The following is an 11,741-nucleotide window of genomic DNA, read 5'->3' as shown; positions in this document are numbered from 1 at the left end:
TCAGTGTTCCTTCACGAGGATGGCGTTCAGCGATTCGCGTACGGCCAGGAAGGCTTGCTGCATCTGCTGCAGCAGGATGGCCGCGCCCTCGGTGCTGCCGGCGCGGCCCAGTTTTTCCATCTCCTTGCACAGCTGCGCCAGGCCATCGGCGCCCACGTTGGCGCTGCCCGACTTGAGGCTGTGCGCCACCTTGCGCAGCGCTTCCGCATCCGCGCCCGCAATCGCCTCGCGCATGGCGCTCAACTGGCGCGGCGTCTCGCCGGTAAAGGCGAGGATGACCCGTTCCAGCAGCGCATCGCCATCCGTGCCGGACAGGGCGCGGATGTTTTCCAGCGCCTGCCGGTTCAGCGGCTGCGCCGCCGGCGCGGCGGCGGATGGCGGCGTTGCCACGGGCGGCGGTTCGGGAGGCGCCTCCTGCGGCGCTTCGCTGTGGTGCACGGTGGCCGCGCGCGGCAGGGTAATCCAGCGCGCGATCGTGTGGCCCAGGTCCTGCTGCGTGAACGGCTTGCTCAGGTAATCGTCCATGCCGGCCGCCAGGCACGCTTCGCGGTCGCCCTGCAGCGCATTGGCCGTGATGGCGACGATGGGCAGCACGCGCGCGTGGCCGCACTGCTGTTCGTGGCGGCGGATTTCCGCCGTGGCGGCAAAGCCATCCATCACGGGCATCTGGCAATCCATCAAAATCAAATCGAAATCCTCGGCCTGCGCCGCCTGCAGGGCTTCTTCGCCGTTGCGCGCGCAGACCACGTCCAGGCCCAGGCTGTCGAGCATGGCCAGCGCCACTTCCACGTTGACGGGATTGTCCTCGGCCAGCAGCACGCGGCGGCGCTGGCGCCGGCCCACCTGGCGCGCCGTGTGCGGCGGATGGATGCGCAGGCTGTCGCTGGCGCGCGGCGGCGTGACGATGCAGTCGAACAGATCGCATTCGCGGGCCGGCTTGATCAGCTGGTAGGCCACGCCCGCCTCGCGCCGCTGCACCGGGTCGGCCGCCGCCTGTTCCGTGCTCAGCAGCAGTAACTTGAGGTCGGCCAGCAGCGGGTCGCTCTTGATGTTGGCGGCCAGGGCCAGGCCGCTGGTGCGCGGCAATTCCATGTCGAGCAGGGCCACGGCATACGGCGTGCCGGCCTGCGCGGCCGCGCGCAGCTTGCCCAGGCAGTCGCTGGCCGTGCCGGCGCTGTCGCTGACGATGTGCCAGCTGGCCAGTTGCCGCTCCAGCACGGCGCGCGTGGCGGGTGTGTGGTCGACGATCAAGGCGCGTAACCCTCGCGTGGTTTTCAGGTTGAAGGACGGGTCATCGCTGTCGACCCGCCGCTTATCGAAATTTACTTCGAACCAGAAGATCGAGCCTTGCGTTAAAGCATTATCAACGCCGATAGTGCCGCCCATCAGCTCTACCAGCTGTTTCGAGATCGTCAATCCCAGGCCCGTGCCGCCGTGCTTGCGCGTGGTCGAGCCGTCCGCCTGCGAAAACGATTCGAAGATGCGCGTCTGCGCTTCGCTCGACACGCCGATGCCCGTGTCGTGCACCTCGAAGCGCAAGCCCACGCTGGGCGCGTCTTCGCTGCACACTTCCACTTTCACGGTGACCTTGCCCGTTTCCGTGAACTTGATGGCGTTGCCCAGCAAGTTGACGATGATCTGGCGCAAACGGTTCGGGTCGCCGCAGATGGCGATGGGGATGTCATAGGCGATATCGAATTCCAGGCTGATATTCTTCGCTTCCGCCTGCGGCGCGAACACGTGTTCTATGTCGTCGAGCAATTCGCGGAAATTGAAGCGGATGTATTCCACGCTCAGCTTGCCCGCCTCGATCTTGGAAAAATCGAGGATGTCGTTGATGATCACCAGCAAATTCTGCCCCGAGCGCTGCACCATGCTCGTGTAGTGGCGCTGCTGCGGGCTCAACGGGCTGGCCAGCAGCAATTCCGTCATGCCCAGCACGCCATTCATCGGCGTGCGGATTTCATGGCTCATGGTGGCAAGGAACGCGCTCTTCGCCTGGCTGGCCGCCTCGGCCGCATCCTTGGCCTTTTCCAGCTGCGCCGTGCGCACGCCCACCTGGCGTTCGAGCTGGTCGCGGTAATTGGCCAGGGTGCTGTCGCGGCTGTCGATCTGCGCCAGCATGTCGTTGAAACTGTCGATCAGCACGCCCAGCTCGTCGCTGCGCTGGTGCGCGATGCGGTGGCTGTAGGTCTGGCTGCTCGACACTTTTTGCGCCGTATCAATCAGCTTGGTGATCGGTTCGGCGATCACGCTTTTAAAGCGCCGCGCCAGGAAGACGGCGATCAGGAAGGACAGCACGGTGGCGCCGCCGATGGCGCCCACATGGCGGCCGATGTCGCGCCACATATGGTTCAGGTCTGCCTCGATCAGCACGGCGCCGATGATCTGTTGTGGCTCGCCAGGCCGGTAGACGGGCCGGTACAAGCGCATGGCGGGCGCCAGGTTGGTGCCCGAGCCTTGCGTGACGGGCTGCACGGCCATGTCGGCCAGCAGGGCCGGGTCCATGTCTTCCGGTGCCGGCAGGCCGTCCGCATGCTGCGGCGCGCGGTACAGGGCGAACAGGCGCCCGCCCTTGTCGAACAGGGCCGCCTGGGCCACCTCGTCGCGCGCCGACAGTGCCGCCAGCACCTGTTCCGCCTGCGCCTGCGCCGGCTTGCCCAGCAGCATCGGTGCCGCGCTGGCCGCGCCGATCACGCCCGCCAGCGACAGCAGTTGCTTGCCTTCATCGTTTTTGTGGTTGAGCACGGAAGTCAGCGCAAACGCCACGAACACCAGCAGCAGCGCGCAGCCCGACGACAGCACCGAGATCATGGTCAGCTTCTGGCTGATGCTGGAGCGTTGGAAATTGAACATGAATTCGCTGCTTCCCCGGTCGCCCGTTGACTGTTATTTAATTCCTATTGGAAAAATATAGACGCGAAGACACATCCCGATATTGATGTGGGTCTAATGGAGGAGAGGGGAGGGGAACTTATAAGAGAGGAAATGAATAGGGCGGCCCAACCAGACCGCCCTCAAATTATTGCTGAGCAACAACACATGACCCAGCCGTAGCGAGCGGAAGGGAGAGGCGGCCCAGAAGCGCAACCGTACTAAAGTACGGTGAGCATCGCAAGCCGCCTATATCGACGCGCAGCAGGCTGGGTCAGGTGTCCGCTAACAACAACCGCCGCGTTTGCCGGCCCCGCCGTAGCGGGCTTCCTGCCGTTCGCGGAAAAACTCTTCATACGTCATCATCGGCTCGCCGGGATGGGTCACTTCCCGGTGCGCCACGTAGGTGTCGTACTCGGGCAAGCCGCACATGAGCCGCATGCTTTGCCCCAGATACCGTCCCGCCTTGATGATTTCGTCGATCATCATTGCACCGTGGGCATGGCCTGGAACGGCGTTTCCTTGGTGCTCGGCTTGCTGTCGGCGCGCGCCTTCAGGATGGTGCGGATGCCGAAGAACAGCACGCTGACGACGACGATGACGAAGAAGGCGGCCAGGCCGGCGTCCAGGTAATCGTTGAAGATGATCTGCTGCATCTGCGCCACCGACTTGGCCGGCGCCAGCAGGGTGCCTTCATCCAATGCCGCCGAGTATTTCTTCGCATGCGCGAGGAAGCCGACGCGCGGATTGGCGTCGAAAATCTTTTGCCAGCCCGCCGTCAGGGTGCACAGCAGCAGCCAGATGGTCGGCGTGATCGTCACCCACGCATACTGGCCACGCTTCATCTTGAACAGCACGCAGGTGCCGAGGATCAGCGCGATGGCCGCCAGCATCTGGTTGGCGATGCCGAACAGCGGCCACAGGGTATTGATGCCACCCAGCGGATCGACCACGCCCTGGTACAGGAAATAGCCCCAGGCCGCCACGCACAGGCCCGTGGCCAGCAGGTTGGCGATGACGTTTTCCGTCTGTTTCAGGCTCGGGACGAAGCTGCCCAGCAAATCCTGCAGCATGAAGCGGCCCGCACGCGTGCCCGCATCGACGGCCGTCAGGATGAACAGCGCTTCGAACAGGATGGCGAAGTGGTACCAGAAAGCCATCATGGCCTTGCCGCCGATGGCGCCCGAGAGAATCTGCGCCATGCCGACGGCCAGGGTCGGTGCGCCGCCCGCGCGCGAGATGATGCTGTGTTCGCCAACGTCCTTGGCCGTCTGCGTCAGCATTTCCGGCGTCACATAGAAGCCCCATTGCGAGATCGCCTGCGCTGCCGATTCCGCCGTGGTGCCGATCAGGGCGGCCGGGCTGTTCATGGCGAAATAGATGCCCGGCTCGATGGTCGAGGCGGCCACCAGGGCCATGATGGCCACGAACGATTCCATCAGCATGGCGCCATAGCCGATGAAGCGGGCGTGGCTTTCGTTTTCAATCATCTTCGGCGTGGTGCCCGAGGAAATCAGCGCGTGGAAGCCGGACACGGCCCCGCAAGCGATGGTGATGAACAGGAAGGGGAACAGATTGCCCGACCAGACGGGGCCGGAGCCGTCGATGAACTTGGTCATGGCCGGCATTTTCAGGTAAGGCGCGACGACGATGATGCCGATGGCCAGGCCCAGGATGGTGCCGATCTTCAGGAAAGTCGACAGGTAGTCGCGCGGCGCCAGCAGCAGCCACACGGGCAGGACCGAGGCGATGAAGCCGTAGCCGATCAGCATCCACGTCAGTTCCGTGCCCGTGAACGTGAACATCGGGCCGAGTACCGCGTGTTCCTGCACGTACTGGCCGCCGATGATGGCCAGCATCAGCAGCACGAAGCCGATGATGGAAATTTCGCCGATGCGGCCCACGCGGATGAAGCGCGAATACACGCCCATGAACAGGGCGATGGGGATCGTCGCCATCACGGTGAAGCTGCCCCATGGGGAACCGGTCAGCGCCTTGACGACGATCAATGCCAGCACGGCCAAAATGATGACCATGATCATGAAGCAGCCCAGGAGCGCAATCATGCCGGGGATTTCGCCCAGTTCAGCCTTGATCAGGTCGCCCAAGGAGCGGCCGTCGCGGCGCATGGAAATGAACAGCACGATGAAATCCTGCACGGCGCCCGCAAACACGACGCCCGCCAAGATCCACAGCATGCCGGGCAGATAGCCCATCTGCGCGGCCAGCACGGGGCCGACCAGGGGGCCGGCGCCGGCAATTGCCGCGAAATGGTGGCCGAACAGCACATATTTATTCGTCGGCACGTGGTCGAGGCCGTCGTTGTGCTTGAAGGCGGGCGTCATGCGGCGCGCATCGAGGCCCAGCACCTTGTCGGCGATGAACAGGCTGTAGAAACGGTAGGCGATCAGGTAGACGCAGACGGCGGCGATGACGATCCAGATCGCGCTGATCGGTTCGCCACGTTGCAGGGCAACAACGCCCAGGGACCCGGCGCCGGCCAGCGCAAGCGCTGCCCAGCCGAGCTGTTTGAAAATGCGGTTCATGCTTCCTCCAGAGATTGACGGGCGCTGTGCCGTGCGATGATGTGTGCTGCCGGGCCTGGTCGTCGCCAGTTTGGGTGTCAGTTTGGTGTATCTGCAGCTTATGGCGAGTATTCAGGAATCGTATAATTGCCGCAAGCGCACGACTACGCAGTAACGCTCAGTATTACTACGCAGACCGATCGCGGCGCCGCGACGTAAAATCACGCCTTCCCACCAGCAAAGACGCCGCCGGAGCGCCAGGCCATGAAACTCAGACAGAAAGTCATCTTCCTGGCCCTCACGCCGCTGATCCTCGCCCTGTGCGCCATCGCGTTTGCCGTGCGGCACCAGGCAATTACCCTGGCAGAGCAGCAGCGCGCCACCATCCAGCAAGCGTATCTGGCCAGCAAGGAAGCCGAACTCAAGCATTACGTGACCCTGGCCAGCCATTCCATCGCCTCCCTGTACCAGTCGGGCCGCAAGGATGCCGCCACGCAAGAGGAGGCCAAGCGCATCCTGTCCGCCCTCAGCTATGGCGACGACGGCTATTTCTTCATCTATGATTTGCAGGGCAAGTCGCTGATGCATCCTCGCCAGCCCGAGCTGGTGGGGCAGAACCTGTGGCAGTTGCGCGACGCCGAGGGCAACCTGACCATCCAGCGCCTGATGCAGCGGGCGAAGGGCGGCGGCGGCTTCGAGCGCTACAACTGGATCAAGCCGTCGACGAACAAGTCCGCGCCCAAGCTCGGCTATGTGATTTTGATGCCGGAGTGGGGCTGGATGATGGGCACCGGCATCTACATGGATGATGTGGACCAGGCGCTGGCCAAGGTCGACGCCCAGCAGTCGCGCAATATCCGCTCGACCATGGAACTGATCGCCGCCATCGCCATCCTCGGCTCCCTGCTGGTGGCCGCCTGCGGCCTCGTGCTGAACCTGCGCGAACTGCGCGTGGCCGACGCCAAGCTGAAAGTGCTGGCGCAGCGCGTGGTCGAATCGCAGGAAGAAGAGCGGGCGCGGCTGTCGCGCGACTTGCATGACGGCATCAGCCAGTGGCTGGTGTCGATCAAGCTGCAGATCGAGGCGGGTATCGCGCGCCTGGCCGGCAATGCCGAGCAGAAAGACAAGGCGCCCGCCACCTTCGAGCGGGCCGCCGAGCAGCTGAACAAGGTGCTGGGCGAGGTGCGGCGCATTTCGCACAACCTGCGCCCGGCCATCCTCGACGACCTGGGCCTGGCCGCCGCGCTCGACCATCTGGTGCATGAATTTAACGACAGCAGCAGCGCGCAAGCCAGCTTCACGGCCAGCCCGGCGGCGGCGGGCGAGGGCTTGCCCGACATGGTGAATACCGTCCTGTTCCGCATCGCCCAGGAAGCGCTGACCAATTGCGAGCGCCATGCCCATGCCAGGGGCGTGGAAGTGAGCCTGCGCGAAGCGGGCAAGGCCGTGGAATTGCGCATCGAGGATAATGGCGGCGGCTTCGATTTCGACGGCATCGCCCTGCACCCGCAGCGCGGCATCGGCCTGCGCAACATGACGGAACGCATGGAAGCCATCGGCGGCAGCCTGCACATCACCTCGTCCCCGGCCGGCACCGTGGTGCTGGCGCGGCTCGATCTTCCCTCCACACACTAATAATGAGAACCATGAGCGACACGATCCGAATTTTGCTGGTGGACGACCACCCCCTCGTGCGCGACGGCTTGCGCGCGCGCCTGGAAGCGGTGGCGCATTTCGACGTGGTGGCCGAGGCGGGCGGCGCCGACGAGGCGCTGGCCCAGGCGCGCGCGCACCAGGTGGACCTCGTGTTGATGGATATCAATATGCGCGGCATCAACGGCATCGAAGCGACGGCGCTGTTCAAGCAGGCGTTTCCGCAGATTGCCGTGTTGATCCTGTCCATGCACGACAAGCTCGAATACGTGTCGCAGGCCATCGCCGCCGGCGCGCGCGGCTATGTGCTCAAAGATGCCCCAGGGAAAGATATTGTGTTTGCCATCGAGACGGTGATGTCCGGCGGCATTTATTACAGCGCGGCCCTGGCGCGGCAGCTGTCTCGCCCGCAAGTGCACGATTCCTTCCTCACCACGCGCGAGCAGCAGGTGCTGCAGCACATCGCGGCGGGCCAGTCGAACAAGCAGATCGCCCGCGACCTGGACCTGAGCGTGCGCACGGTGGAAACGCACCGCCTGAACATCAAGCGCAAGCTCGGTATCGAAGGGCAGGCTGAACTGATCAAATACGCGGTCGAGCACGCGCATGGCGGCAGCGCCTGAGCCCGCGCGCGGCGCCGTCTTTTGTCCAAGCCGCATGCCAGGCGGGTTTCCCGGTGGAATGTTTTTTTTGAACATTTATTGCCAAAATTAAACTGTTTCGTGGGTGAGATTCGGATAGAATGATTCTTGCTGTCGAAATGGCATCCCTGTCGGGCCAGGGTTGCCAATGCTGGCCAGTTTATTTACTATGGCGCCCTACCCACACTGAGATACCGATGTCAGCGTCTGAATCAAACCTGTTTCCGTTGGTGGGATTACAAGCAGTGGCCAATGCTCATAACGAGTGGGTCGCTGTCACCCTGCATGTACCGCAGGCCTCGACGGCGCCGCTGCTGGCGGCGCTGGCCGCCGCCGATGCATATGCCTTCCTGGCGCCGCTCGACTGCATCATTCCCCTGGCCGACCCGCATGGCGTGGACGAGGCCGTGCTGGCGCAACTGGCGCCGCAACGCACCATTTTCCGTTTGCCTGCGCAGCTTGCCGGCGACAAGCAGATTCAAAAGAAATGCCAGCAATGGCGCGACGCCGGCTACCGCATCCTGCTCGATGGCGATGATGCCGGTCCCGTGACGGCGGCGCAGGTCGAGGCGCGCGCCCTGAGCTTTGACGCGGCCGGCACCCGCCCGGCCCTGCATCAGCTGCTGCCCTTGCCGGGGCCGCACCTGGCCTACAACATCGCCGATGCGGGGCAGCTTGCCGCATTGCAAGAACTTGGCGTGAGCTGGTTTGCCGGCGATTACGCCTTGCACCAGGCGCGCCAGCAAAGCGAGCCGGAAGACGCCACTTCGCGGCGCCGGCTGCTGTCGCTGCTGGGCCTGCTGGCCCGCGATGCCGACGCGCACGAGCTGGAAGTGCCGCTCAAGCAAGATCCCTCGCTCAGCTATCATTTATTAAAACTGGTCAACTCGGCCGCCTTCGGTTTCACGGCGCCGATTACGGGCTTCAGCCAGGCCATCACCCTGCTGGGCCGGCGCCAGCTGCAGCGCTGGCTGCAACTGCTGCTGTATGCGCGGCAACAGGACGACGGCAAGATCCACGCGCTGCTGCCGCTGGCGGCCGTGCGCGCGGCGCAGATGGAAGCGCTGTGCCAGTTGCGCGGCGGCGACCGCGATGCGCAGGATCTGGCCTTCATGGCGGGCGTGTTCTCGCTGCTCGACGTCTTGCTGGGCATGCCGATGGAAGAGATCATCGCCACCCTGAACCTGGCACCCGAAGTGAGCGTCGCCTTGCTCGAACGCAATGGCGAGCTGGGCGCCTTGCTGGCGCTGGTCGAAAGCGGCGTGCCCCCGCCCGATGGCTTGCGGCGTGCCGGCATCGATGGAGAAACTTATTGGCGCAGCCTGCTACAGGCCTACCAGTGGGCCATCCAGGTCAGCCGGAACCTCTAGCATGACCTTGCTGCCGGTGTCGGATTCCCTCGGTGACAGCGCCGCCCTGTGCGATGCCGTCGTGCGTTTGCGCGGCCCCGCGCTGGTGGCTGAACTGGGCCGTATCGCCAGCGCCGTGATGGCCAGCCCGCATGGCCAGTTCCTGCCCGCGGCCGGTGCCGATGGCGCTGCCCGGCCCGCGCTGTTCCCCCGCGATACGCCCGCCTTGCTGCAGGAAATCAGTTTCGACGGCCACTGCTTCGGCCATTACAGCGTGGCCGGACGCAGCGCGTACAATGACGCCGACCGCCGCCACCTGGCCAGCCTGGCATCGCTGACGGCCGGCGTGCTGCAAGTGCATTCGCTGGCGCAACGTTCCACGCACGCTTATGCGCAAGTGGAAGCCTTGCTGGCGCAGCAGACGCAAATCCTCGACCAGCTGCACGAATCCGTGCTGACGATGGACCTGACGGGCTACATCACCAGCTGGAACAAGGGCGCCGAGCGCCTGTTCGGCTACACCTCGGTGGAAGCCGTGGGGCGCAACATCCTGTTCCTGTACGACGACGAAGACACGGGTTTCCACGACGCCTTCCTGGAGCAGGGAGGACGCCTGATGGAGGTGCGCCGCCGAAAGAAGTCAGGCGAGATCTTCTGGGCGAGCCTGTCCTTGTCGCCGCTGCAAGACCTGGACGACAAGCCCATCGGACTCATCGCCTACCTCACTGACATCACGGAGCGCAAGCTGGCCGAAGAGCGCCTGCACCATCTGGCGTATTACGACCCCCTGACCAGCCTGCCGAACCGCACCCTGCTGGCCAAGCTGGTCGACCAGGCTCTCAGCGTGGCGCAGCGCAGCAAGATGCTCGGCTGCGTGCTGTTCATCGACCTGAACCGTTTTAAATTGATCAACGACACCCTGGGCCGGCGCATCGGCGACGAGCTGCTGCGGCAAGTCTCGCTGCGTTTCCGCCATGCCTTGCGCGACCAGGATCTGGTGGCGCGCCTGGGCGGCGACGAGTTCGCCGTCGGTCTGTTCGACATCGGCCAGCATTTCGAGGCCAGCATGGTGGCGCAAAAGCTGCTCGCTTCCCTGGTGGAACCGTTTTTGATCGAGGGCCACGACCTGCGCGTGGGCGCCAGCATCGGCATCAGCGTGTATCCGCAGGACGGGCAAGACGCGGAAACCCTGCTGCGCCTGGCCGACATCGCCATGTACCGCGCCAAGCAGGACAGCGGCGGCGAAGCGGAAAGCGTGGCTTTCTACAGCCAGGACATGAACCTGGGCATGCAGGCGCGCATGCGTCTGGAAACAGGCTTGCGCCAGGCCTTATCGGAACAGCAACTACTGCTGCACTACCAGCCAAAGTACGCGCTGGGCAGCGGCCGCATCATCGGCGCCGAAGCACTGGTGCGCTGGCACCACCCGCAGCACGGCATGATCCCGCCCGCCGAATTCATCCCCCTGGCCGAATCGACGGGCCTGGTGGTGCAAGTGGGCGAATGGGTGCTGGAAGCGGCCTGCGCCCAGGCGCAAACGTGGAAACTGGCGGGCTTGCCGCCGATCCGCCTGGCCGTCAACGTTTCCGCGCGCGAATTCACGGCCGCCTTGCCCGCCAGGGTGGCGGCAACCCTGGCCCGCTACGGCCTGGAAGCGGCCTGGCTGGAACTGGAAATCACGGAAAGCACCCTGATGCACAACATCGAGCGCGTGATCGGCATCATGGACCGCATCACGGCCTTGGGCGTGGCCCTGTCGCTGGACGACTTCGGCACCGGTTATTCGAGCTTGTCCTACCTCAAGCGCTTCCCCATCGACACCCTGAAAATCGACCGCTCGTTCACCACCGGCATCCCGACCGACGCCAGCGACTGCGCCATCGCCAGCACCATCATCAGCATCGCCCAGCAGCTGCACCATAAAGTCATCGCCGAAGGCGTGGAAACGGCCGAGCAGCTGGCCTTCCTGAAGAGTTCCGGCTGCGACGAAGTACAGGGCTACCTCTTCTCGCGCCCGCTGCCGGCGGGGGAGTTCGAGACGGCGCTGCGGGAAAACTGGGGCGTGTAAGGCATGTGTGCTGGCATGAGTGTTTATGCCACAAGCAAAGAGCCGGGGTAAATAAGGCCACGGGAGTGCTAGCCATTGGTAAGCCACTGACCTTTATGTATAATGCTGCCATCTGGAAGCGTGGCCGAGTGGTTGAAGGCACTAGTCTTGAAAACTAGCGACGGGTTACACTGTTCGTGAGTTCGAATCTCACCGCTTCCGCCAGGAAATAAAGAAACCGCCTTCGGGCGGTTTTTTATTGCCTGGCGGAAGCGAGCAGGGCGCCTGCGCGCCCTGCGTGTGAGATTCGAAGGGCTGGGCCTACCGGCCCAGCCCGCCCCGAATCCTCCAATTGCTGCCGCTGCGCGGCAGCTCCGCGCGCCGAGGGCGCGCGTTCGTGGTTCTAATCAGGTCTTTAACTGAGCCAGCTTCCACAGCACCCAACGCATCAGTTCGTGTCCGAATGGCGGACCTGCCCCTCGCGCCCCGTGGCTGGTAGGGGCGCCGAGACGGATCACGCCGCGCATGTGAACTCCACGCGGATCGCGGATGCCGCGTGATGTCCCGATTCGCGGTTCGCTTTCAGCTTCAATCCGATCACTTGGAATAGCCCTGTGTTGACGACTCCTTGTCGTCGTTTCGAATGCCCCAC

The 11,741-nt window shown here is 64.1% G+C and carries 7 protein-coding genes and 1 tRNA gene; 5 read left to right on the top strand and 3 right to left on the bottom strand.

The genetic code is table 11. The features are described from left to right. From IGS61_RS27000 to IGS61_RS26990, 3 genes are all read right to left on the bottom strand, one after another. Complete coding sequence (locus tag IGS61_RS27000) at window positions 1–2,856, bottom strand: hybrid sensor histidine kinase/response regulator (RefSeq protein ID WP_230542395.1); 2,856 nt, start codon at window positions 2,854–2,856, stop codon at window positions 1–3. Window positions 2,857–3,159: 303 nt separating this feature from the next. Next, window positions 3,160–3,360 carry a YbdD/YjiX family protein gene (locus IGS61_RS26995; protein WP_010396213.1) on the bottom strand — a complete coding sequence of 67 codons (201 nt, stop codon included), beginning with the start codon at window positions 3,358–3,360 and terminating at the stop codon, window positions 3,160–3,162. Then, window positions 3,360–5,420 carry a carbon starvation CstA family protein gene (locus tag IGS61_RS26990; RefSeq protein WP_230542394.1) on the bottom strand — a complete coding sequence of 687 codons (2,061 nt, stop codon included), beginning with the start codon at window positions 5,418–5,420 and terminating at the stop codon, window positions 3,360–3,362. The genes IGS61_RS26995 and IGS61_RS26990 overlap by 1 nt, the downstream gene beginning before the upstream one ends. A gap of 243 nt (window positions 5,421–5,663) precedes the next feature. On the opposite strand from IGS61_RS26990, the gene IGS61_RS26985 reads away from it, so the two are divergent. The 5 genes from IGS61_RS26985 to IGS61_RS26965 all read left to right on the top strand — a co-directional run bounded on the left by IGS61_RS26985 (window position 5,664) and on the right by IGS61_RS26965 (window position 11,314). Beyond that, a complete protein-coding gene (locus tag IGS61_RS26985; RefSeq protein ID WP_230542393.1) occupies window positions 5,664–7,034 on the top strand; it encodes a cache domain-containing protein in 1,371 nt (456 codons plus the stop codon). Between the two features lie 11 nt (window positions 7,035–7,045). Then, window positions 7,046–7,675 (top strand): response regulator transcription factor, encoded by a 630-nt coding sequence (locus tag IGS61_RS26980; RefSeq protein ID WP_230542392.1) that lies wholly within the window; start codon window positions 7,046–7,048, stop codon window positions 7,673–7,675. 263 nt (window positions 7,676–7,938) lie between these two features. Then, window positions 7,939–9,063, top strand: coding sequence for an EAL and HDOD domain-containing protein (locus IGS61_RS26975; protein ID WP_329958092.1), 1,125 nt, complete (start codon window positions 7,939–7,941; stop codon window positions 9,061–9,063). Between the two features lies 1 nt (window position 9,064). Continuing rightward, window positions 9,065–11,110, top strand: coding sequence for a putative bifunctional diguanylate cyclase/phosphodiesterase (locus tag IGS61_RS26970; protein ID WP_230542390.1), 2,046 nt, complete (start codon window positions 9,065–9,067; stop codon window positions 11,108–11,110). Window positions 11,111–11,224: 114 nt separating this feature from the next. Continuing rightward, window positions 11,225–11,314 (top strand) — tRNA-Ser (locus IGS61_RS26965). The last annotated feature ends 427 nt before the right edge of the window (window positions 11,315–11,741 follow it).

The organism is Janthinobacterium sp. FW305-129, from assembly GCF_020858115.1.
GTDB lineage: Bacteria > Pseudomonadota > Gammaproteobacteria > Burkholderiales > Burkholderiaceae_D > Janthinobacterium.
Note: the sequence above shows the minus strand (reverse complement) of the source record. Positions and strands in the feature narration are given on the sequence as shown.